Source organism: Microbacterium sp. APC 3901 (assembly GCF_030407765.1).
GTDB lineage: Bacteria > Actinomycetota > Actinomycetes > Actinomycetales > Microbacteriaceae > Microbacterium.
This window is the reverse complement of the sequence record NZ_JASDCU010000012.1, coordinates 117,952-140,626: the sequence shown is the minus strand read 5'-3', so window position 1 is coordinate 140,626 and position 22,675 is coordinate 117,952. Positions and strand designations below refer to the sequence as shown.

The window sequence follows — 22,675 nt, the reverse complement described above, 5'->3', positions numbered from 1 at the left end:
AGCTGTCCTTACCTGTGTGATTCTGTGAGCCGTGGTGGGGCGACGGCGTCGGTCACGACCGGCGCCTCGACCGGTACGTCGAGCACGGCCGACAGGGTGCGGCGAGCGAGGTCGGCACGATCGCGCGGCGCCCAGTGCACCAGCGAGTGTGCGCTCATGCCGTCGACCATCGCCAGCAGCATCCACGCAGACGAGTCCGCGTCGATCTGGCGCCTCCGGTGTTCTTTCGGCACCGGGCCTTCATTCGGCACCGGGCCTTCATTCGGCACCGGTTCTTCGGCGATCGCGCGGGCGATGAGGTCTTCGAGTGCGCTGTGCCAGAGATCCATCTCGATGCGTACCCTGGCACCGAGCGCCTCGTTGCGGGCGCCGAGCGCCCATGACTGCACCCAGACCATCGCGACGTCGTCGCGTGAGTCGTCGAGCAGCGTCTCGATGAGTCGCAGCAGATTGGTGCGCAGGTCGACCGAGGGGTCGTACGAGGCGATCACCTCGTCACGCTCGGCGGCCACGATCGCGGTGAACACCTCGGCGACGAACGACTCCATGACGGGCCGGTAGTGCGCCACGAGAGCCGGCGTCACCCCTACTCGGGCGGCGACGGCCCGCACGGTGAGCGCCTCGAGGCCGCTCTCTGCAGCGAGCGCCACGGCACCGTCGAGGATCGAGCGTTCGCGCTCCTCGGGTGGCAACCTGCGAGGTGCGGCTGCTCTTGACGTGGTCTTCATCAGGGGCTACCGTATCACTCGTTGATCACGTGTTCAATAGCGAACGCGGAGTCCTCACCCACGAGGTCACGATCGGCAGCGAGGGAGACGACCATGGCCTGGCACATGCCCGCAGAGACCGCACCGCACGACCGCACCTGGATGGCGTTCCCCGCCGAGGGGCCGACGCTCGGCGAGACGGCGTCCGAGCGCGACGAGGGCTACGACACCTGGACAGCCGTCGCCCACGCGGTCGCCGAGTTCGAGCCGGTGTCGATGATCGTCGACCCTGCCGAGGTCGCCCGCGCTCGGCGGATGCTCAGCAGCAGCATCGACATCGTCGAGGCCCCGGTCGACGAGTTCTGGATGCGCGACTCCGGTCCGACCTTCGTGGTCGATCACGAGCGGCCCGGCGTGCTCGGCGCGGTCGACTGGATCTTCAACGGCTGGGGCGCGCCGGAGTGGGCGCAGTGGCAGAAGGCGGCGCAGCACGCGCGCATCATCGCCGGAGCCGTCGGCGCCGAACTCGTGAGCTCGGCCCTCGTGAACGAGGGCGGAGGAATCCACGTCGACGGCGAAGGCACCGTGCTGCTCACCGACACCGTGCAGCTCGACCCCCGCCGCAACCCCTACGCCGACAGGGCGCGCGTCGAGGCAGAGATGGCCCGCACGCTCGGCGCTACGACAGCCGTGTGGCTGCCTCGCGGACTCACCCGCGACTACGACGACTTCGGTACGAACGGGCACGTCGACATCGTCGCGACACTCGTCTCGCCCGGCCGACTGCTGCTGCACGAGCAGCAGAACCCAGAGCACCCCGACCACACCGTGACCCGCGAGCTGCGCGCGCACCTCGCGCAGCAGACGGATGCGGCCGGACGACGCTTCGAGATCGTCGACCTTCCCGCCCCGACGACCCTGCGCGACGGCGAAGGGTTCGTCGACTGGAGCTACGTCAATCATCTGGTCACGAACGACGGCGTGGTCGCGTGTGGGTTCGGTGACGTGCAGGCCGATGCCGCGGCACGGGCCATCCTCGCCGACGTCTACCCGGGGCGCCGCGTCGTCACGGTCGATGCGCGTCCGCTGTTCGACCGCGGCGGCGGCATCCACTGCATCACCCAGCAGCAGCCGAGCGTGGGGGTGCTCGCATGATCGACGTGGTCGAGGCCTCCATCACCGAGCTGCGGCGAGCGCTCGAGTCCGGCGCGGCCACCGCCGTCGAGCTCGTCGACGCGTATCTCGCGCGCATCGACGCCTACGACGGTCCCGAGACCGAGACGGCGCTGAACGCCGTCGTCGTCCGCAACCCCGACGCCCGCTCAGAGGCAGAGGCATCGGATGCGCGACGCGCACGCGGCGAGACGCTCGGATCCCTCGACGGCATCCCGTACACGGCGAAGGACAGCTACCTGGTGCGCGGACTCACCGCCGCGGCCGGGAGTCCCGCGTTCGCCGACCTCGTCGCGCAGCGTGACGCGTTCACGATCGAGCGCCTGCGGTCGGGTGGCGCGATCTGCCTCGGCCTCACGAACATGCCCCCGATGGCCAACGGCGGCATGCAACGAGGTGTCTACGGCCGCGCCGAGAGCCCCTACAACGCCGACTTCCTCACCGCGCCCTTCGCCTCGGGGTCGTCCAACGGATCAGGTACCGCGACGGCGGCGAGCTTCGCCGCCTTCGGACTGGGCGAGGAGACGTGGTCGAGCGGACGCGGCCCCGCCACGAACAACGCCCTCTGCGCCTACACACCCTCGCGCGGCGTGATCTCGACCCGCGGAAACTGGCCCCTGGTGCCCACCATGGACGTCGTCGTGCCGCACGCGCGCACCATGGCCGATCTGCTCGAGGTGATCGACGTGATCGTCGCCGACGACGCCGAGACACGAGGCGACTTCTGGCGCGCGCAGCCCTGGGTGCCGTTGCCGTCGGCATCTGCCGTGCGTCCTGAGTCGTATCCGGCCCTGACGAGCGGCGCCGCGACCGCGCTCCAGGGCGCGCGCATCGGCATCCCTCGCATGTACATCAACGCGGATCCGGATGCCGGCAGTGCCGCCTCCCCGGGCATCGGCGGCCCCACGGGTCAGCGCGTCGAGACGCGCGCCTCGGTGATCGCGCGCTGGGACGCGGCTCGCCGCGACCTCGAGGCCCACGGTGCGACTGTCGTCGAGGTCGACTTCCCCGTGGTGTCGAACTACGAGGGCGACCGACCGGGCGCCCCCACCATCGCGACGCGTGGCCTCGTGTCGCCGGAGTATCTGCGCCGCGAGATCGTCGACCTGTCGGCGTGGGGGTGGGAGGACTTCCTGCAGGCGAACGGCGACCCGCGGCTGAACACCCTCGCCGATGTCGACGGGGCGACGATCTTCCCGCATCCGACGGGCGCACTCCCCGACCGCTACACCGGTTTCGACGACGACATCGCCGAGTACCCCGACTGGGTGCGCGACAACCCCGGTGTCGGATTCGCAGACATGCCGGAGCTCGCCGACGGCCTGCGCGGACTCGAGGAGACCCGACGGATCGACCTCGAGGAGTGGATGGACGAGCACGAGCTCGACGCGGTCGTGTTCCCGGCCGTCGCCGATGTGGGGCCCGCCGACATGGACGTGAACGAGGCCTCCGCCGACCTCGGCTGGCGCAACGGCACCTGGATCGCGAACGGCAACCTGACCGTGCGCCACCTCGGCATCCCGACCGTCACCGTGCCCATGGGGCTCATGCCCGACATCGGCATGCCGATCGGCCTGACGTTCGCCGGACGCGCCTACGACGACGCAGCGCTGCTGCGTCTCGCCGCGGCGTTCGAAGCGATCGGTGCACCGGGCGAGCGCCGCACCGCTCCCCCGCGCACACCGCGGCTCTGACCGCTCGCGGGGCAGGTCTACCCTGCGCGCCGGGCGACATTTCATCATTGTGACGCTCGCCACGATTGTTATATGTTTGCCCTGTCCGTCACGACAGGAAGCGACCCATGAGCACCGAGAACAACGAGCGCGAGCTCGAGGCCGGCATCGTCACCGATCTGTCGGGCCGCATGACCTACGGGTCCTACCTGTCGCTCGACCAGCTGCTCACCGCCCAGAACCCGGTCAGCGTCCCCGAGCACCACGATGAGCTGCTGTTCATCATCCAGCACCAGACCACGGAGCTCTGGCTCAAGCAGCTGCTGCACGAGCTGTCGTCAGCCCGAGAACTGCTCGCCAGCGACGACCTGCGCGAGGCGCTGAAGCGGGTCGCGCGGGTCAAGCGCATCCAAGACGTGATGACGCAGCAGTGGGGGATCCTCGCGACGCTCACACCCACCGAGTACGCGCAGTTCCGCGGAGCGCTGGGCAACTCGTCTGGTTTCCAGTCGGTGCAGTACCGCGCCGTCGAGTTCGCCCTCGGCAACAAGAACGAGAAGATGCTCAGCGTCTTCGCCGACCACCCCGCCAACCTCGCGCTGCTCACCGCCGAGTGGCACAAGCCCACCCTCTATGACGAGTTCCTGCGCTACGCCTCGCGCCGCGGCCTGCCGATCCCGGCCGAGATCCTCGACCGCGATGTGCGCCTCCCCTACCGCGAGACGCCGGAGCTCGTGCCCGCGATCCGTGAGATCTACCAGAACCATCAGCAGCACTGGGACCTCTACGAGGCCTGCGAAGACCTGGTCGACCTCGAGGACAACTTCCAGTTCTGGCGCTTCCGTCACCTGAAGACCGTCGCGCGCACCATCGGCATGAAGGTCGGCACCGGCGGCTCGAGCGGAGTCGGATTCCTGCAGCGCGCGCTCGACCTGACGTTCTTCCCCGAGCTCTACACCGTGCGCACCGAGATCGGCGGCTGATGCACGCGGCGACCTTCTTCGACGGCGAAGGATGGCGCGACGGCATCATCGACGTCGACGGCGAACGGATGCTGCTGCGCGACGAGTCGCCGGCATCCGATCTGCCCCGTCTCGACGGCGTCATCGTCGGCGGCTTCACCGACCACCATGTGCACCTGCAGCTCGTCGACCATCAGCTGCTGCGCGGGTCGACGCTCGGGCGCGTGATCGACCTCGGCGCGAACCCTGGGGTGGTCGCCGCGCTCTCCGCCGCTCTGGGCGGGGTCACAAGCGCATCCGAGGATCCCTGCGGGGTCACAAGCGCATCCGAATCGACGTTCTCCGGTGCTTTTTTGACCCCGCACGGGACGACAACCCCGCACGGGACGACAACCCCGCGCGCGATGACAACCCCGCACGGGACGACAGCCCCGCACGGGACGACAGCCCCGCACGAGCCTCCGCATCGGACCGGACACCGGGTCGCGGTCGAGTTCGCCGTCGCGTTCCTCACGCCCATCGGCGGCTACCCGAGCGACCGCGACTGGGCGCCTGCCGGATCGTTCCGCGAGATCGCAGACATCGCGGCCGTCGAACGCGTCGTGACCGAGATGGCGGATGCCGGAGCATCCTGCATCAAGGTCGCCAGCAACGCCGCCGCCGGCCCGGTCTTCCACGACGACGTCTTCCGCGCGATCGTCGAGACCGCCGCCGCACACGGACTCCCCGTCGTCGCCCATGCCGAAGGCGCGGGCGAACCACAGCGGGCAGCCCGCCTCGGCGCCGCGCGCCTCGCGCACGCCCCGTTCGCCGAGCGTCTCGACGATGCCGAGATCGCCGCCCAGGCGGCATCCCTCTCGTGGGTCTCGACGCTCGCGATCCACGACGCCGACAGCGAGGAGAGAACCACGGCCGTCGACAACGTCCGTCGCTTCCACGTGGCCGGCGGCACCGTGCTCTACGGCACCGACATGGGCAACGGCCCGACCCCTGCCGGCCTCAACCCCGGTGAACTCGCCGCCCTCCGCGACGCCGGGATCGACGGCGTCGACCTGCTCCGCGCGCTCGCCCCCCAGAACCCCCGCGACCCCGCATCCGTGCTCCTGAGATTCCCCGGCACCGACGCCGATCCGACACTCGCCCGCCCGCTGACCAGCGCCGACCTGAAGGCTTGACATGACCGACACCCGCGACGCCGCGACCGTCGAACGCTCGCTCCTCGACCTCGCCGGCGCCCTCGACGCCGCCGACCCGCTGCACGCCCATCTCGACGCGTTCGCCGAGGCCCCGGGAGTCGGCGCCTACCTCGACGGCAACTCGCTCGGTCGGCCGCTGAAGGACGCTCCCGAGAAGCTCGCCGCGTTCGTGCGCGACGACTGGGGCACGCGGCTGATCCGCTCGTGGGATGAGCAGTGGATGGCCCTGCCCATGGAGCTCGGCGATCGCATCGGGCGCGTCACCCTCGGCGCCGCCCCTGGGCAGACCGTCGTGGCCGACTCGACGAGCGTGCTGATCTACAAGCTGATGCGCGCCGCCGCCACCGCCGACCCCTCGCGCACCGAGCTCGTGATCGAGTCGGGCAACTTCCCCACCGACAGGTTCATGGCCGAAGGCGTCGCCGCCGAGACCGGCATGAGCGTGCGATGGATCGAGCCCGACCCGGTGCTCGGGGTGCAGATCGCCGACGTCGTCGCAGCCGTCTCCGAGCGCACGGCCCTCGTCTCGCTCAGCCACGTCGACTACCGCTCCGGCGCCCTCGCCGACATGCCCGGCATCACGACCGCGGTGCACGAGGTCGGCGCCCTCATGATGTGGGACCTCTGCCACTCGGCCGGCGTGATCCCGATGCAGCTCGACGCCTGGGGCGTCGACATGGCGGTCGGATGCACGTACAAGTACCTCAACGGCGGCCCCGGCTCTCCCGCGTTCGCGTACCTGCGGCGCGAGCACCAGGGCGTTCTTCGTCAGCCGATCCAGGGCTGGTGGAGCGCCGCGGACATCTTCGCGATGGGTCCGCAGTACGCGCCGGCCGGCGACATCCGGCAGCTGCTCAGCGGCACTCCCCCGATCACCTCGATGCTCGCGATGCAGGGAATGCTCGACCTCATCGAGCAGGCATCGATCGAAGCGATCCGCGAGAAGTCGCTCTCGCTCACCGACTTCGCGGTGCGCGCCTACGACGAGGTGCTGGCGCCCCTCGGCGTGCGGCTTCTCAGCACACGCGACGCCGCACTCCGCGGCAGCCACGTCACGATCGGCCACCCCGACTTCCGCGCCGTGACACAGCGCCTGTGGGCTGACGGGATCATCCCCGACTTCCGCTTCCCCGACGGCATCCGCCTGGGACTCTCGCCGCTCAGCACCTCGTATGCCGAGACGCTCACCGGCGTCCTCGCCGTGCGCGACGCGCTGGAGTCGCATGGCCGCTGAGGTCGTGCAGCTTCCGGCCGCGGGCTCCGCGCTCGACATCGCCGCGGGGCCCGTGCTCGACGACATCGATGCGCGCCCCGGCAGCACGGCATCCCTGCTGCGCACCCTGGTGGGACTGTACCTGCGACCGCTCGGCGGCTGGATCTCTGCAGCGGATCTGGTCGCGCTCGCCGGCGATCTCGGAATCCCCACTGCGCAGGCTCGCACCGGCGTGACTCGCCTCAAGCAGAAGGGGCTGCTGCTCGCCGAGCGCAGGCACGCGGTCGGCTACCTGCTGAATCCGGATGCCGCCACGATGCTCGCGCGGGGCGACCGACGCATCTTCGAGATGCGCGAGATGACGGATGCCGACATGTGGTGCCTCATCTCGTTCTCGATGCCCGAGAGCGCCCGCGCCACGAGACATCAGCTTCGGCGCCGCCTGCAGTGGATCGGGGCGGGTGTCGTCTCCCCCGCCCTGTGGATCTGCCCCGGCCATCTGCAGAGCGAGGTTCTGCAGATCGTCGACGACCTCGAGGCCAGAGACTGGGTGACGCTGTTCCAGGCCGGCACACCGACGACCGCGCGCACGCTGCCCGAGGCGGCCGCGGACTGGTGGGACCTCGACGCCCTGCGCGCCGAGCACCTCGAGTTCCAGTCGTCGCTCGAGACGCTTCCGCACGAGCCGTTCGCCGCCTACGTGCGGCTGATCGACCGCTGGCGGGTGCTGCCCTACACCGATCCGGGCCTGCCGCCCTCGATGCTGCCGGCCGACTGGCCGGGCACGCGCAGCGTCGCCGAGTTCCAGAGGCTGTCGACAGAGCTGTCTGATGCCGCGTGGCAGCGCGTGCGAGACGTCACCGGGGCGGCGCGGTCGTAGCCCGCACCACCAGCCGCGTCGGGAGGATCACGTGCATCTCGTCGACCTCCTGCCCCGAGAGCAGAGTGAACACCATGTCGGCCGCGACGGCGCCGAGTCTGCGCATCGGCTGCTGGATCGTCGTGAGCGGCAGCGCCCTTCTGGTGGCCTCCGGCACATCATCGAAGCCGATCACCGACAGGTCCTCCGGCACCCGCAGACCCAGCTCGTGGGCGACGTCGATCACCGCGATCGCCGACAGGTCGTTCGCCGCGAAGATCGCCGTCGGGCGGGCGTCTCCGCTCAGCATGATCCGGGCGGACTCCCTGGTCACATCGAGCTCGTAGCGGCCGATACCGACGAGTGACGGATCGAGAGGGATCCCCGCGTCGGAGAGCGCCCTGCGGTAACCGGCGTCTCGGAGCCCCGCGGATCTGAGATCGGGGCGACCCGCGAGGAAGCCGATGCGGCGGTGGCCGAGCTCGATCAGGTGCCGGGTCGCGGCGAGCGCGCCGCCGAAGCTGTCGGATTCGACGGTGGGCAGATCAGCCCGGCCCGTGTGGGGATCGATCGCGACGACCGGGATCTCGGTGCCGGCGCTCACGACCGTCGGGGTGACCATGATCGCCGCGTCGATCAGTGTGCCCGAGAGTCTGCTCAGCGATCGCCGTTCCCAACCGTCGCCTGCGCCGAGGTGCGACCCGCTGTAGGCGAGCAGGTCGAACGCCGTGTCGTGCACGGCCGAGCCGACGCCCTTGAGGATCTCGGCGCTGAAGGGCTCGAAGTCCGCCAGGAGCACGCCGATCACGCCCGTGCGCCGCGCCCTCATGCTGCTCGCGACGAGACTCGACTCATACCCGAGCTGCTTCACGGCGTCGAGGACCCGCTGCACCGTGGCGTCCGCGATCCCGTACCGGCCGTTCACCGCCTTCGAGACGGTCGACACCGACACCCCCGCCGCTTTCGCGACGTCATGGATCGTCGTCCGTGCCCCCATGAGACGCCAGCGTAGCCGGGATTCCAGCATGATGGAAACTGTTTTCGAAAACGTTTGACGATCGAGTGGCTCGGCTGGAGACTCATGCCACTGCGGTCTCATCTGAGCGTCCGCAGGCGCCCCGCAGCGAAGCGGTGCGCAACTCGATGAGGAGAACGATCACATGAACAGCAGAAGGCTCCCCCTCGCCTCCGCGGTCGCAGCACTGGCCGTCGGAGCACTCGCGCTCTCGGGCTGCACCGCAGACTCGTCCGGCACCGACGGCGGCGACACCAGCATGACCCTCTGGCACAACTCGACGACCGGCCCTGGAGTGGAGTTCTGGGAGCAGACGGTCGCCGACTTCGAGAGCGACAATCCCGGAGTCACCATCGACATCCAGTCCGTCCAGAACGAAGACCTGGACGGCAAGCTGCAGACCGCCCTCAACTCGGGAGACGCACCCGACATCTTCCTGCAGCGCGGCGGCGGCAAGATGGCCGCGATGGTCAAGGCCGGACAGCTGAAGGACCTCACCGACGCGATCGCGGGCCCCGCAGCCGAAGAGATCCCCGATGCGTCGTACTCGGCGAACAGCCTCGACGGCAAGATCTACGCCATGCCCGTCGCCGTGCTGCCCGGTGGGCTGTTCTACAGCCAGGACCTCTTCGATCAGGCGGGGATCACTGAGAACCCGACGACCCTCGACGAGCTCGAGGCGGCAACGGTCGCGCTCAAGGGCGCCGGGATCGACCCCATCGCCCTCGGTGCCAAGGATGCCTGGCCCGCAGCGCACTGGTACTACTGGTTCGCGCTGCGCGAGTGCAGCTCGGACACCCTCGCCAAGGCCGCCGATGAGATGGACTTCACCGACGAGTGCTGGGTGCGCGCGGGTGAGGACCTGCAGTCGTTCGCCGAGACCGAGCCCTTCAACTCGGGCTTCCTGACGACTCCCGCCCAGCAGGGGGCCGGCAGCTCGGCCGGGCTCATCGCGAACCACCAGGCCGCCATGGAGCTCATGGGCGCATGGAACCCCGGCGTCATCGGCTCACTCACTCCTGACCAGCAGCCACTGGCCGACCTCGGCTGGTTCCCCTTCCCGGAGATCGACGGCGGAGACGGCGAACCCGGTTCGATGATGGGTGGCGTCGACGGCTACTCGTGCTCGGTCGACGCACCGGACGCCTGCGTCGACTTCTTGAACTACATCGGCACCTCGGACGTGCAGACCGCGTACTACAAGGCCTTCAACGCCCCGCCGGTCAACACCGTCGCACAGGAGGCCGTCACCGAGCCCTACCTGCAGACCATCCTCGAGGCGTACAACGCGGCTCCGTACGCGACGCAGTGGCTCGACACGGTCTACGGCCAGAATGTCGGCAACGCGCTGAACGTCGCAGTGGTCGACCTGCTCGCGGGCAACAGCGACGCGGAGGACCTGGTCAAGGCTGTGCAGGATGCCGCAGCGAAAGCGTGACACGCGCGCCCGGCTGGAAGTGATGCTTCTGGCCGGGCCCGCCCTGCTCGTGTTCCTCGCCTTCGTCATCTTCCCGGTGCTGATGGCGGCGTACTACGGGTTCTTCAGCTGGCAGGGCTACGGCCCGCCCACCGAGTTCGTCGGGCTGAAGAACTACCTCACGATCCTCCAGGATCCGCTGTTCCACGACGCGCTTGCGCACAACGGCTTCATCCTGGTGTTCTCCCTCGTTCTCCAGGGTCCGGTCGCCATCGCGCTGGCGCTGCTGCTGAACCGCAAGATGCGCGGCCAGTCGCTGATCCGCGTGCTGATCTTCGTGCCCTACGTGATCTCCGAGGTCGTCGTGGGCACGGGGTGGAGCCTGATGCTGCAGACCAACGGCGCACTCAACGCGATGCTGACGAACATGGGTCTGGGGTTCCTGGCGACCGACTGGCTGTCGGACCCCGGGATCGCGATCTGGACGCTGATGGCGATCATCACCTGGAAGTACGTCGGCTTCGCGGTCATCCTGTTCCTCGCCGGCCTGCAGGGCATTCCTGAGGAGCTGAACGAGGCTGCGGCGATCGACGGCGCATCCTACTGGCAGATCCAGTGGCGGATCACGCTGCCGCTGCTCGCTCCCACCCTGCGCATCTGGGCGTTCCTGTCGATCATCGGCTCGCTGCAGCTGTTCGACCTCGTCTACATCATCTGGGGGCAGTACATCGCATCGACCGCCGGCACCTCGACCATGGCGACCTACATGGTCTCGGAGGGGCGCAACGCCGGCAACTACGGCTACGGCAACGCGGTCGCGGTCGTGCTCTTCCTCATCTCGCTCGTGGTCGCTCTCATCTATCAGCGCGCCGTGCTGCGCAAGGACACGGACGGCGCTCTCACCGGTGCCTCGGGCAGGAAGAAGAACTCCCGCTCGCGCACTGGGCAGGACACCGCCCTGCAGGTTGCCGGCGCAGACGCCGACGCGGCTGCTGACGCCGCCACACAGAAGGAGTCCGTCCGATGACCGCCACCTCGGTGCTCGTCACCCAGCGCAAGGCCCGCACGGGTCGCGCCGCGAAACCCCGGCTGCCGTGGGCCAACCCCGGCGTGTACTTCGTCGCGCTGATCGCGGTCGGTCTGATGCTGGCGCCCATCGCCTACATCATCACCGGCGGGTTCCGCACGAACGCGCAGATCACGACCGATCCGTCCGGGTTCCCCCAGCCGTGGGTGGTGTCGAACTACCTCGACGTGCTCACCGGCAGTGTGTTCTGGCGACTGGTGGGCAACTCGACCATCGTCGCTCTCGCGACCACAGTCGGCACCGTGGCCCTTGGGCTGATGGCGGCGTACGTCCTCGCGAGATACCGGTTCGCCGGACGCGGGGTGCTCTACGCGTTCTTCGCCGCCGGGCTGATGTTCCCCCTGACCGTGGCGATCACCCCGCTGTACATCGTGGTGCGCAGTCTCGGACTGATGAACTCGCTCGGCGGAGTGATCCTGCCCCAGATCGCGTTCGCTCTGCCGACGACGATCATCATCCTCGTGCCGTTCCTGCGCGCCATCCCCGACGAGATCCAGGAGGCCGCGTTCATCGACGGGTGCAGCCGCATCGGATTCTTCTGGCGGATGGTGCTGCCGCTCTCGCTCCCCGGAGTCATCACCACCGGCATCCTGGCGTTCATCGGCAGCTGGAACGGCTATTTGCTGCCGCTGTTCATCCTCAACGATCAGGCCGCGTACACGCTGCCGCTCGGAGTGCAGTCGTTCGCATCGCAGTACTCCGTGGACACCGCGAAAGTGCTCGCGTTCACATCACTGTCGATGATCCCCGCGCTGATCTTCTTCAGCCTGTTCGAGCGGCGCATCGTGGGAGGGCTGACCGGTGCAGTCAAGGGCTGATGCGGTCGCCGTCGCGACTCCCCACGTCGACGAGAACGAGAAAGAGAACATGATGTTGCAGCCCGCAGGCTCCGCGCCGCACTCCCCCCGCGTCGAGGCGCTCCTCGCCCGAATGAACCTCGAAGAGAAGCAGGCGCAACTCGTCGGCTTCTGGGTCGACCAGGGCGTCGAGGTGGTCGCACCGATGTCGGGCGAGAAGAAGAGCTCGACGCGCTACGAGGATGCCACCGTGCACGGCATCGGCCACCTCACCCGCGTGTACGGCACCCGACCCGTCGACCCCGTCGAGCGGGCGGCCTGGCTGTGGACCGAGCAGCGCCGACTTCAGCAGCAGACGCGGCTGGGCATTCCGGCGCTCGTGCACGAGGAGTGCCTGACGGGTCTCGCCGCGTGGAAGGCGGCGACCTTCCCGACGCCGCTGGCGTGGGGGGCGACTTTCGACCCCGATCTCGTGGAGGAGGCAGGTCGGGCCATCGGTTCATCGATGCGGGCCCTCGGCATCCATCAGGGCCTGGCACCGGTGCTCGACGTCATCCGCGACCCCCGCTGGGGTCGGGTCGACGAGTGCATCGCCGAAGACCCCCTGGTGGTCGGCCGGGTGGGCACCGCCTACGTCCGCGGCCTGCAGTCCGCGGGCGTGCACGCGACACTGAAGCACTTCATCGGATACTCCGCCTCGAAGGCCGGACGCAACCATGCCCCCGTGAGCGCCGGTCTGCGCGAGATCGAGGACGTGCTGCTCCCGCCGTTCGAGATGGCGATCCACGAGGGCGGCGCACGCAGCGTCATGAACTCCTACGTCGACATCGACGGCGTGCCCGTCACCGCCGACGCTCGCTATCTCACCGGCATCCTGCGCGATCGCTGGGGTTTCGACGGAGTGGTCGTGTCGGACTACTTCGCGGTCGACTTCCTGCACAGCATGCACCGCGCCGCCGCAGATTCCGCCGACGCCGCACGGCTCGCGCTCACCGCGGGAATCGATGTCGAGCTCCCCTCGCCCGACGCCTTCGTCACGCTCGCGGAGCAGGTGCGCGACGGTCGGCTCTCCTCGGAGATCCTCGACAGGGCCGTGGCCAGAGTGCTCGCGCAGAAGGAGGAGCTCGGACTGCTGGATGCCGACTTCAGCGCTCCTCCGGCCGCGATCGACCTCGATCCGGCCGAGCACCGAGCGCTCGCTCGGCGCCTTGCCGAGGAGTCGATCGTGCTGCTGAGCAACGACGGCGCGCTCCCCCTCGCGCCCACGACGACCTCGCGGATCGCGGTGATCGGCCCCAACGCCGACAGTGCCGAAGCACTGATGGGCTGCTACTCGTTCGTCAACCACGTGTTGGCGCATCATCCCGACACCCCCGCAGGCATCGACCTGCCGACCGTCACCGAGTCGCTGCGCGACGAGTTCCCCGCAGCAGCGATCACCTCGACGATCGGATGCGAGGTCGACGGCTCCGACCGCTCCGGCATCCCCGCCGCGGTCGACGCCGCCGCTGCCGCCGACATCGCGATCGTCGTCGTGGGCGACCGCGCCGGCCTCTTCGGACGAGGCACTGTGGGCGAAGGCAACGACGTCGAAGACCTCGAACTCCCCGGCGTTCAGCGCGAGCTGGTCGAGGCTGTCGTCGCGACCGGCACCCCGGTGATCCTGATCGCGATGACCGGGCGCCCCTACGTGCTCGACTGGGCGCTGCCGGCTCGCGAAGGTGCCACCGGGACGATCACCGGGCTCGGAGCGGTCGACGCATCGGCTCCCACGAACGCCGAGGCTGCGCTGACTCCCGCAGCGGTGCTGCAGACGTTCTTCCCCGGCGAGGAGGGTGGCCCCGCACTCGCGCGACTGCTGAGCGGCCGCGTCGCACCGTCCGGGCGTCTTCCGGTGTCGCTGCCGCGGTCGGCCGGGGCGCAGCCGTACTCGTATCTGCATCCCGTGCTCGGCGGACGCACGGATGTCACGAGTGCCGATTCGACTCCGGTGCGGCCGTTCGGCTTCGGCCTGAGCTACACGACCTTCGCGCACGACGAACTCGCCGCACCGGCGTCGGTCGCGGCGGGCGAGACCTTCCGGGCGACGGTGCGGGTGCGCAACACCGGCACGGTCGCGGCGACGGATGTCGTGCAGCTGTATGCGCATGACGAGGTCGCGAGCGTGACCCGCCCGCTCGCCCAGCTGCTGGACTTCCGACGGGTCGCGCTCGCACCCGGTGCCGACACGCTCGTCGAGTTCGACGTGCCGATCGACCGGCTCGCCTTCACGGGGCTCGACGGTGTGAGACAGGTCGAGTCCGGCATGATCCGTCTCTGGGTCGGTGGCGCGTGCGACGACGAGGAGACGGTGGCGCGACTCGAGATCGTGTGAGCCGTCAGCCCTTCACGGCGGCGATGAAAGCACTCACGTGCTCCTGCAGCTTGACGATGCGCATCTCGCGCGCGAGCTCGCGGTCATAGCCGTCGTAGGCCAGTGGCGGCAGCATCCGCACGTTCTGCGAGCATCCGAACTCCGCGCAGACGAGGTTGCCGATGCTGTCGCCCTTGCGGCCCGCCGGGCCGGCCTTGCGGGCGACGTAGAGCTGCACGTCGTGGCGCAGGGTGACGTCCTCGCACCACGAGCACTGGGCTCGCGAGATCACGCGCTGCTCGGCGCGCTGAAGGAACACTCCGGTGACGACGTCATCGACCCAGGCGACGACGTACGAGCGGCGAGGCAGCTTGGGGTCGACCCAGCCGAGGTAGTCGAGTTTCTCGAAGTCGAGATCGGCGAAGCCGGCGGGCAGCGTGAGGTCCGAGACCTCCTTGCGGGAGGCGTTGATGAAGGAGGCGCGCAGGGTGCGCTCGTCGATGGGACGCATGAGAGAGGTGTTTTCGTGTGAGCCGCGGACGGCGGCAGAGGAAGAGAGTGAGAGAAGGCATCCGAGTGGATGCCGGGTACGACGCGGCTCCGGGGACGGGATGTTCCGCCTCCGGCCGATCGTCAGACTCTGTCCGTGGCGCTGTACGCGCCCACGGCTCCCCACTGCGCTCTATCCGGGATCCGGAGAGCACTCTTCGACAACAGCACCCGGCGAGTCTACCCCCGTTTGTTTCACACCGTGTCGGCGCGGGTTCCCCTCTCTCGCGGGGCCGACCTACTCTTGCCGGAACGTCCGCTCACGAAGGAGACCACCGTGTCCACGCCGCTGAACCACCTTTCGCCCCTCTCGGTGCGTGAGCGTTCTGCGTGCATGTGCCGGCACGGATTCGCCTGCTCCTCGTTCGCGTCGGGTCACGCGCTGCACCTGATCCAGGCGCGCATCGCCTCGGCGACGTCCGCCGAGTGGGCCGACGCGATCGTCGAGCACTCCGACCCCCGCACAGGCGATCTGCTCGTGCGCACGCTCGAGGGAACGTCACACGCTCTGTGGAACGCCTCGGGTGCGGCGCTCGAGGCTCCTGTGGGCACGCCGATCGCGCTGCACGTGCGCTACGGCGTGCTGGCCGTCGGCCGCACGCAGTTCAACGTCGCAGTCGGCTGAGCGCGTTTCGTCTCGGGCGGCTTCGCCGTCTTCGCTCAACGACCGAGGACGATGCGGGGACCGCTCAGGCGGTCGCCATCATCATGTCCTTGACCGCCATGCACGCGTCCATGCAGTCCTTGCAGGCCTGAGCGCACATCTTGCAGACCTCGCTGTGGTCGGCGTGCTGCATGCACTCGTCCATGCACGTCTGGCACATGACGATGCAGGCGTCGAGCATGGCCATCATCGACGCGGGGGTGATGCCCTGCATCCGCATCATCGACCGCATCATCGTGTTGCACATGTCGGCGCAGTTCATACACGCCGGCGAGCAGTCCATCATCTGAGTCGAGCACACCGTGCACGCCTGCTCGCATGCCGAACACGCGTCCATGCACGCCTGCAGGACAGACATGTCCATCGTCGCCATGTCTGGCATCGACATCATGTTCGAGCGCATGGCGCCCATCATCATCGAGTCCATGTTCCACCGCTTCCTTCGTCGACCGCAGTCGAGGTGAGAGCGGGCAGGACCACCCGCCTGGGGCCAGGCTAGTCGTCTGCGGCGTCCGCGTCGATGGCCGCCGGTGCTGTCACGAGTGCTCTCTGTTGTCAATCCCGTGTGCAGGATTCTCGCCCCGTGCGACGGTGGGGATCCATTGATCGAATGATGAAAGGAATCGCGCCATGAGCGGAGCAGACGACATCAAGAACGCAGCCGAGAAGGCCGGCGGGAAGATCAAGGAAGGCGTCGGAAAGGCGACCGACAACGAGAAGCTCGAGGCCGAAGGCCGCGGCGATCAGGCGAAGGCCTCCGCCAAGCAGGCCGGCGAGAACGTGAAGGACGCCGCCAAGAACGTCGGCGACAACCTGCGCGACAGCAGAGACTGATCCTCAACGACAGTGAGGCCCGCCGAAGCGGGCCTCACGGCGTGGATCAGCGGGTGCGGTTGCCGGAGATCGCTCGGATCAACCAGGCGATGACCGCGATGGCCAGCAGCACCAGGCCGACCCACAGGAGGAACTGCAGGGACTGCACGAGCCCGCCGGTGATGGCCAGAATGATGGCGACCACGATGATGATGATCAGCAGGATGTTCATCGGTTTTCCCTTCTTGCGGGCGCGGGGGAGGCACCCGTCTACGGTGAACAAACTTAGGCCCGCGGCCCCGAGCGCCTGAGGGGCTTGACTCGGAGCTTCCCGCCGTGCGATGGAGGAATCGACATGCCAGGACGCAGGAACAGTTCGCTGAAGGATCCGGAGCTGTACGAAGAGCTCCGCGACGACGGCGCCTCGAAGGAGAAAGCCGCCCGGATCTCGAACGCCGCCGCCCGCGACGGGCGCAGCGCCGTGGGGCGCCGAGGCGGCGAGCACGGCGACTATGAGGACTGGACCGTGGACGAACTGCGCGCTCGCGCCAAGGAGATCGGCCTCACCGGTTACAGCCGCAAGCGCAAGGCCGAGCTCATCTCGGCTCTGCGCGATCACTAGGGCCCGCGTAGATGGCCCGGTTCGGCGTCGAGGAGGAGTTCGTCCTGCTCGACGAGCAGACGCTCGTTCCGTCGGCCATGACACCCGAGACGCGCGAGCGCATCCCCGAGGATGCCGCCGCGGGCCTCACCCCCGAATACCTCACCTGTCAGCTCGAGTCGGCGACGTCGCCCTCGACCACCAGGGCGGATGCAGAGGCGCAACTGCGCCGCACGCGCAGCCTGATCGGCACGTACGCCGCGGATCAGGGAGCGATCATGGCCTCGACAGGCACTCCGTTCATCTCGCCGAGCCGCTTCACGGTGGTCTCCTCACCGCACTACGACGCGGTCGCTGCCCAGCTGGTCGAGATCACCCGCGAGCACGAGGTCAACGGACTGCATGTCCATGTCGAGGTGGTGGACGACGAAGAGCGCGTCCGCGTGCTCAACCGGGTGCGGCCGTGGCTCCCCGCACTGCTGGCCCTCACCGGCAACGCGCCTTTCACGCACGGCAGGGATTCGGGATTCGCCAGCTGGCGCAGCATCCTGATCCGGCGACTCCCGTCGTCGTGGAGCCCGCCGCACTTCCGCGACCTCGACGACTATCGCGCCCATGTCGATCAGCTCGTCGCGATGACGGCGATCGCCGACGCCGGTTCGCTGTCATGGGCGATCCGTGTCTCGGAACGATTCCCCACGGTCGAGGTGCGGGTCTTCGACGCGCAGCTGACGGTCGACGACACGCTGCTCGCCGTGGCGCTCACCCGCGCGCTGATGCTGAGCGACGAGATCGGTGACGTACCCGACATCGGCGTCGACGTGGTCGATGCCTCGCTGTGGACGGCGGCGAGGTACGGAACCCAGGCGCGCCTCGTCGATCCGGCGAGCGGTGGGATCGCACCGTTCTGGATCATCCTGTCGGATCTGCTCGACAGGCTGCGTCCGACGCTCGCTCGCCTGGGCGACGAGGACTTCGTCAGCGAGGGCATCGCACGCATCCGCACCGACGGGACGGGTGCCGAGCGACAGCGCAGGGCGTATGCCGAGCGCGGCACGGCGGGTCTGCGCGAGCTGTATCGCGCGAGCACGGCGACCACCTGACCGCCCCTCATGCGCCCCGGCGGCAGTAGTGTCAGCCTGTGGCATCCTCTCGCTTCGCGCCGCTGCAGCGGCTCGTGATCTCCGTCGCCGTCCTCGCATCCTTCGTGACCTTCCTCGACGGCACCGTCGTGACGGTCGCGCTTCCTGCGATCAGCGATGAACTCGGTGGCGGAATCACCACGCAGCAGTGGGTGGTCGACGCGTACCTCATCACCCTCAGCGCGCTGATCCTGCTCGCAGGTTCGCTGTCGGACGCGTACGGCCGGGTGCTCGTGATGCGCATCGGCCTGATCGCCTTCGGCGTGGCCTCGGTGGCGGTCGCCGCGGCACCCGACCCCCTCATCCTGATCATCGCCCGAGCGGCGCAGGGAGCGGCCGGTGCGCTGCTCGTTCCAAGCTCGCTCGCGCTGATCACGGCGACCATGCGCGCCGACGTGCAGTCGCGGGCGATCGGCATCTGGACGGCGTTCACCACCGCCGCGCAGCTCGTCGGCCCGCTGCTCGGCGGGCTCTTCGTCGACTTCCTGTCTTGGCGATTCGTCTTCCTGATCAATGTCGTGCCGATCGCCGTCACCCTCGTACTGCTCTCCCGTCTGAAGCTGCAGGAGCACCCGAGCGGCGTGCGGGTCGACTGGCTCAGCGGAGCCCTGTGCGCGATCGGTCTCGGCGCTGTCGTGTTCGCGCTGATCGAGCAGCCCAACCTCGGATGGCAGTCTCCCGCGATCTGGATGCCCGGAGTCATCGGCGCAGCCCTGTTCGCGTGGTTCCTCGTGCGGCAGCAGCGGTCGTCCTCTCCCCTGATGCCTCTGTCGCTGTTCCGCGTGCGCGACTTCGCGTGGGGCAACCTCGCGACGCTCTTCGTCTACGCCGCACTGTCGCTGAACGGCTTCGTCGTGGGCGTGTACCTGCAGCAGGGAGCCGGTCTGAGCGCCACAGCGGCAGGACTCGCGAGCCTGCCGATGACGATCCTGATGATCCTGCTCAGCTCGCGTGCGGGTTCGTGGGCCGGTCGATTCGGGCCGCGCATCTTCATGACCGTCGGACCGCTCATCATGGCCGTGGGCGCGCTCATGCTGCTCGTCGTCAGCGAGGACTTCGACTACTGGTGGCAGGTGCTCCCTGCCATGATCGTGCTGGGTCTGGGGCTCTCCCTCACCGTGGCTCCCCTGACCTCGGCGATCCTCGGCGCCATCGACGAGTCCCGCTCGGGCATCGCCTCTGCCGTGAACAACGCGGTCTCGCGCGTCGCCGGACTGCTCGTCGTCGCGATGCTGTCGACCATCATCGGCGGCACTCTCGACCTCGCGGGCTTCCACAACGCGGCCTGGGTCACGGCGGCGCTGCTCGTGCTCGGCGGGGTCGTGTCGTGGATCGGCATCCGCCGGAATCCGGCCGAAGAGGTCGAGACGCCGGTCGCCGACGGAACCCCCTCTCCGATCGGTTGACGACGTCGGTGGGCGGGCGCACACTGGGTGCACCGTCTTCCCGAGCATCCGGAGGTCCACCGTGAGCACGACCCAGACGCCCCTTCCGCCCGTCATCGACGCCGACACGTGGCGCAGCGAGCTCGACGCACTGCGCGTGCGCGAGAAGGCCGCGACGCGAGAGCTCGATGCCATCGCGGCGCAACGACGGCGGCTGCCGATGGTCGAGCTGCCCGACTACACGCTCGTCGGGGCCGACGGTCCGGTCGCGCTGTCGGAGATCTTCGGCGAGCATCGACAGCTCATCGTCTACAACCACATGTGGACCGACGGCAATGAGTGGCAGTGCCCCGGCTGCACCGGCTTCACCTCGCAGTTTACGCGGCTCGACTTTCTCGAGCGGTACTACGACGCCCGCTTCGTGATCGTGACGAACGGGCCGATCGACGAGGCACTGGCCTACCGCGACAGGGTGGGCAACCGCATGACGTGGTATTCGAGCGCCGACAGCACGTTCGGCTCCGACATGGATGCGGGTCCGAACGAGGGCTTCGGTGTGAACGTGTTGCTGCGAGACGGCGACACCGTGTATCGCACCTGGCACACGAACGGACGAGGCACCGAGCGCATGAGTCAGCTGCAGGGTCTCGTCGACCTGCTCCCCTACGGCCGTCAGGAGGAGTGGGAGGACTCCCCGGCCGGCTGGCCCCAGCACGGCACGTACGATCGAGGTATGGGTTCGAAAGAGATCGCCGCGCTGTACGGAGACGGCAGCTGAGGCGCGGAGCCGCGGTCCTCACCGCCACCGCACTGATCCTCGCTCTCTCGGGGTGCGTCACGACCATCTCCGACCCGCCTGCGCCTTTCATGACTCCACCGGCGGGAGCGACACCCGACTACCAGCTCGGCGGGGCATATGCACCCGCCGATGGTGTCGGCATCGTGGGTCGGGACCGCTCGGATGACCCCGCAGAGGGGCTGTACTCGATCTGCTACGTGAACGGGTTCCAGACCCAGCCGGGCGAACTCGACACCTGGCCCGATGACCTCGTGCTGCAGAACGACGGCGAGCCCGTGTTCGACCCCGACTGGCCCGACGAGGCTCTGCTCGACACCTCGACCGACGACCGCCGCCAGCGCATCGCCGAGATCGTCGGCCCGTGGATCGAGGGGTGCGCCGAGTCGGGATTCGAGGCGGTGGAGTTCGACAACCTCGACTCGCACACCCGCTCTGACGGCGCGCTCACCCTCGATGACAACCTCGCCCTCGCGGCGCTGCTCGTCGACATCGCGCACGGCTCAGGGCTCGCCGCCGGGCAGAAGAACGCCGCCGAGGATGCACGCCTGCTGCGCGAACGCGCCGGGTTCGACTTCGCCGTGGTCGAGGAGTGCTCCGTCTATCAGGAGTGCGGAGCCTTCACCGCTGTCTACGGCGACGCCGTGATCGACATCGAGTACTCCGATGAGCTGCCTCGGCCGTTCGCCGAGATGTGCGCCGACGACGACGCGCCGGGGTCGATGGTGCTGCGAGATCGCGACCTCGTTACGCCGGAAGACGACGGGTACGTGTTCGAGACCTGCGACCGCTGATTCTCCCGTCTGAGTACGCGCCCTCGCTAGGCTGACCTCGTGAGCAAGACGGGGGATCACGACGGCGCGCCCTCCGGTGCGCCCGCCGCCCGCCCCGCCGCGAACATCGTCCGCTCCGCCGTCTCGCGGTGGACACACGCTGCCGCCGAGCTCCCCCGCTGGATCTGGTTCGCGGCGCTCGCCTTCGTCGCTCTGGCCGCCGTCGTCGCGGCGGTGGGCGGGCTGTCGCGTGCTGAGGCGTCGCCGACCGAGCTCGGCCCCGACGACGAGGCGCGCACCTCGATGTATGCGATCACCGTGCTCGACGCCGAGTTCACCACCGAGGTCGAATCGGAGTATCTCGAAGCGGAGCCCGGCGAGAAGTTCCTCGTGATGAGCACGCGAATGGAGAATCTCTCGGATGCGCCGATCGGGGTCGGCACCACCGCCGACCGCATCAGCTCGGGGTTCGTCAACACCGATGCCCCCCTCCTCAGGCTGAAGGGCGTCACCACGACCGACTCGGTCGACGTATGGCGGGCCGACGGCTCGTCAGGGCAGGTGATCCTGCAGCCGGGCGTTCCCAGCCAGGTCACCTTCGCCTGGACGGTTTCCGAGGATGCGTTCCCCGATGGTGCCGTGTCACTCGACGTGCACGAGGTGGAGGTGCGCCGTGGACAGGTCGTCCTCTCATCGCGTGCCGTCACCTGGCGCCCGGCCGCACTCAGCGCCCGCATCACCGTCACCGCGCAGGAGGCACGATGAGACGCGCGACGCCGTGGCTGCTCGGTGCCGCGCTCGTGGTCGCCGCCGGCGCCGTGACCGCGGTCACCCCCACTGACGAAGACGTCATCGGGCCGACCGAGGTGCACGGATCCTTCGGCGATCCCGTCGAGTCACGCACGCTGATCGCGGCGGCGACCGAAGCGACCTTCGCTGATGAGGTCGTCGTGCCGGGTGCCGACTGGAGCGCGGAGGGCAATTGGGTCGTCGTGACGGTCGCCGCTTCCGCCCCACACACCGAGATCGACGCTGCCGTCAATCTGGCGACGCTGACGATCGACGACCGTGTGTTCCAGGCGAGCGAACGACCGGACGCGACGTTGACGTCTGCCTCGCTGCGGGTCGGCGTCGACACGGTCGGCACTCTGGCCTTCGAGCTGCCGCCCGATGTCATCTCCGGAGAGGCGGAGCTGCGGCTCACCTCCTCATATTTCACTGCCGAGCTCGACGACCTGATCACGATCCCGCTCGATCTCGATGATCTACCCCGCACCCCGAGCGTCGAGCTCGACGATCCTGAACTGAGCGCGCCGTGACGTGGTGGAGGAGGCAGCGCCGGGCACTGATCGCGCTGGCGATCGCCGCCGTGGCCATGCTCGGCGCCACCGTGTGGCTCGACGTCCTTCCCAGCATCCGGCCGACCGATCGGGTGATCGAGGCCGAGTCGTCCGTCGACATCGCCGGGCAGACACTCACGCTCGGGCCTGCAGAGTGGGG

24 protein-coding genes are annotated in these 22,675 nt (G+C 68.8%); 19 read left to right on the top strand and 5 right to left on the bottom strand.

Annotated features, from left to right (window positions below):
- Positions 1-8: 8 nt before the first annotated feature.
- Positions 9-728, bottom strand: coding sequence for a TetR/AcrR family transcriptional regulator (locus tag QMA07_RS12695; protein WP_290162404.1), 720 nt, complete (start codon positions 726-728; stop codon positions 9-11).
- A gap of 93 nt (positions 729-821) precedes the next feature.
- Here QMA07_RS12695 and QMA07_RS12690 point away from each other — a divergent pair, with 93 nt between their 5' ends.
- The 6 genes from QMA07_RS12690 to QMA07_RS12665 all read left to right on the top strand — a co-directional run bounded on the left by QMA07_RS12690 (position 822) and on the right by QMA07_RS12665 (position 7,804).
- Complete coding sequence (locus QMA07_RS12690) at positions 822-1,862, top strand: agmatine deiminase family protein (RefSeq protein ID WP_290162402.1); 1,041 nt, start codon at positions 822-824, stop codon at positions 1,860-1,862.
- Positions 1,859-3,574: an amidase gene (locus QMA07_RS12685; RefSeq protein ID WP_290162400.1), complete on the top strand. Its 1,716-nt coding sequence runs from the start codon at positions 1,859-1,861 to the stop codon at positions 3,572-3,574. The genes QMA07_RS12690 and QMA07_RS12685 overlap by 4 nt, the downstream gene beginning before the upstream one ends.
- 107 nt (positions 3,575-3,681) lie before the next feature.
- Positions 3,682-4,536, top strand: coding sequence for a tryptophan 2,3-dioxygenase family protein (locus tag QMA07_RS12680; RefSeq protein ID WP_290162399.1), 855 nt, complete (start codon positions 3,682-3,684; stop codon positions 4,534-4,536).
- A complete protein-coding gene (locus QMA07_RS12675) occupies positions 4,536-5,690 on the top strand; it encodes an amidohydrolase family protein (protein WP_290162397.1) in 1,155 nt (384 codons plus the stop codon). The genes QMA07_RS12680 and QMA07_RS12675 overlap by 1 nt, the downstream gene beginning before the upstream one ends.
- A gap of 1 nt (position 5,691) precedes the next feature.
- Positions 5,692-6,945 carry an aminotransferase class V-fold PLP-dependent enzyme gene (locus QMA07_RS12670; RefSeq protein WP_290162395.1) on the top strand — a complete coding sequence of 418 codons (1,254 nt, stop codon included), beginning with the start codon at positions 5,692-5,694 and terminating at the stop codon, positions 6,943-6,945.
- Entirely contained in the window at positions 6,935-7,804 is an 870-nt protein-coding gene (locus tag QMA07_RS12665) for a PaaX family transcriptional regulator C-terminal domain-containing protein (RefSeq protein ID WP_290162393.1), read from the top strand. Before QMA07_RS12670 ends, QMA07_RS12665 begins: the two co-directional genes overlap by 11 nt.
- Here QMA07_RS12665 and QMA07_RS12660 read toward each other — a convergent pair.
- On the bottom strand, positions 7,782-8,780 hold the full coding sequence (locus QMA07_RS12660) for a LacI family DNA-binding transcriptional regulator (RefSeq protein WP_290162391.1): 999 nt from the start codon (positions 8,778-8,780) through the stop codon (positions 7,782-7,784). The two genes, QMA07_RS12665 and QMA07_RS12660, sit on opposite strands and share 23 nt — an antisense overlap.
- 163 nt (positions 8,781-8,943) lie before the next feature.
- On the opposite strand from QMA07_RS12660, the gene QMA07_RS12655 reads away from it, so the two are divergent.
- The 4 genes from QMA07_RS12655 to QMA07_RS12640 are packed head-to-tail and all read left to right on the top strand — an operon-like array spanning position 8,944 to position 14,473.
- Positions 8,944-10,236, top strand: a complete 1,293-nt coding sequence (locus QMA07_RS12655; RefSeq protein WP_140038012.1) for an extracellular solute-binding protein — start codon at positions 8,944-8,946, stop codon at positions 10,234-10,236.
- Entirely contained in the window at positions 10,217-11,242 is a 1,026-nt protein-coding gene (locus QMA07_RS12650; RefSeq protein WP_290162388.1) for a sugar ABC transporter permease, read from the top strand. The genes QMA07_RS12655 and QMA07_RS12650 overlap by 20 nt, the downstream gene beginning before the upstream one ends.
- Complete coding sequence (locus QMA07_RS12645) at positions 11,239-12,120, top strand: carbohydrate ABC transporter permease (protein ID WP_290162386.1); 882 nt, start codon at positions 11,239-11,241, stop codon at positions 12,118-12,120. Before QMA07_RS12650 ends, QMA07_RS12645 begins: the two co-directional genes overlap by 4 nt.
- A gap of 52 nt (positions 12,121-12,172) precedes the next feature.
- Positions 12,173-14,473 (top strand): glycoside hydrolase family 3 N-terminal domain-containing protein, encoded by a 2,301-nt coding sequence (locus QMA07_RS12640; RefSeq protein WP_290162426.1) that lies wholly within the window; start codon positions 12,173-12,175, stop codon positions 14,471-14,473.
- A gap of 4 nt (positions 14,474-14,477) precedes the next feature.
- On the opposite strand, the gene QMA07_RS12635 is transcribed toward QMA07_RS12640, so the two are convergent.
- Positions 14,478-14,963 (bottom strand): FBP domain-containing protein, encoded by a 486-nt coding sequence (locus QMA07_RS12635; protein WP_290162384.1) that lies wholly within the window; start codon positions 14,961-14,963, stop codon positions 14,478-14,480.
- A 315-nt stretch (positions 14,964-15,278) separates the two neighbouring features.
- Here QMA07_RS12635 and QMA07_RS12630 point away from each other — a divergent pair, with 315 nt between their 5' ends.
- The gene (locus QMA07_RS12630) at positions 15,279-15,626 is read left to right on the top strand and encodes a hypothetical protein (RefSeq protein ID WP_290162382.1); all 348 of its coding nucleotides are present in this window, start codon (positions 15,279-15,281) and stop codon (positions 15,624-15,626) included.
- Between the two features lie 64 nt (positions 15,627-15,690).
- On the opposite strand, the gene QMA07_RS12625 is transcribed toward QMA07_RS12630, so the two are convergent.
- On the bottom strand, positions 15,691-16,092 hold the full coding sequence (locus tag QMA07_RS12625; RefSeq protein ID WP_290162381.1) for a hypothetical protein: 402 nt from the start codon (positions 16,090-16,092) through the stop codon (positions 15,691-15,693).
- Positions 16,093-16,295: 203 nt separating this feature from the next.
- On the opposite strand from QMA07_RS12625, the gene QMA07_RS12620 reads away from it, so the two are divergent.
- Entirely contained in the window at positions 16,296-16,499 is a 204-nt protein-coding gene (locus QMA07_RS12620; RefSeq protein WP_290162379.1) for a CsbD family protein, read from the top strand.
- Between the two features lie 46 nt (positions 16,500-16,545).
- Here QMA07_RS12620 and QMA07_RS12615 read toward each other — a convergent pair whose 3' ends face one another.
- Positions 16,546-16,710, bottom strand: a complete 165-nt coding sequence (locus QMA07_RS12615; protein WP_164481676.1) for a hypothetical protein — start codon at positions 16,708-16,710, stop codon at positions 16,546-16,548.
- Between the two features lie 123 nt (positions 16,711-16,833).
- Here QMA07_RS12615 and QMA07_RS12610 point away from each other — a divergent pair, with 123 nt between their 5' ends.
- The 7 genes from QMA07_RS12610 (at position 16,834) to QMA07_RS12580 (ending at position 22,494) form a co-directional block, all read left to right on the top strand.
- Complete coding sequence (locus tag QMA07_RS12610) at positions 16,834-17,100, top strand: Rho termination factor N-terminal domain-containing protein (protein WP_290162376.1); 267 nt, start codon at positions 16,834-16,836, stop codon at positions 17,098-17,100.
- Between the two features lie 11 nt (positions 17,101-17,111).
- Positions 17,112-18,182, top strand: a complete 1,071-nt coding sequence (locus tag QMA07_RS12605; RefSeq protein ID WP_290162374.1) for a YbdK family carboxylate-amine ligase — start codon at positions 17,112-17,114, stop codon at positions 18,180-18,182.
- Between the two features lie 38 nt (positions 18,183-18,220).
- Positions 18,221-19,627: an MFS transporter gene (locus QMA07_RS12600; protein WP_290162372.1), complete on the top strand. Its 1,407-nt coding sequence runs from the start codon at positions 18,221-18,223 to the stop codon at positions 19,625-19,627.
- Positions 19,628-19,688: 61 nt separating this feature from the next.
- Positions 19,689-20,384 carry a DUF899 family protein gene (locus QMA07_RS12595; RefSeq protein ID WP_290162370.1) on the top strand — a complete coding sequence of 232 codons (696 nt, stop codon included), beginning with the start codon at positions 19,689-19,691 and terminating at the stop codon, positions 20,382-20,384.
- Between the two features lie 89 nt (positions 20,385-20,473).
- The gene (locus tag QMA07_RS12590; RefSeq protein WP_356762970.1) at positions 20,474-21,196 is read left to right on the top strand and encodes an endo alpha-1,4 polygalactosaminidase; all 723 of its coding nucleotides are present in this window, start codon (positions 20,474-20,476) and stop codon (positions 21,194-21,196) included.
- A 39-nt stretch (positions 21,197-21,235) separates the two neighbouring features.
- Positions 21,236-21,940, top strand: coding sequence for a hypothetical protein (locus tag QMA07_RS12585; RefSeq protein ID WP_290162369.1), 705 nt, complete (start codon positions 21,236-21,238; stop codon positions 21,938-21,940).
- On the top strand, positions 21,937-22,494 hold the full coding sequence (locus QMA07_RS12580) for a hypothetical protein (protein WP_290162368.1): 558 nt from the start codon (positions 21,937-21,939) through the stop codon (positions 22,492-22,494). The genes QMA07_RS12585 and QMA07_RS12580 overlap by 4 nt, the downstream gene beginning before the upstream one ends.
- Positions 22,495-22,675: the final 181 nt, after the last annotated feature.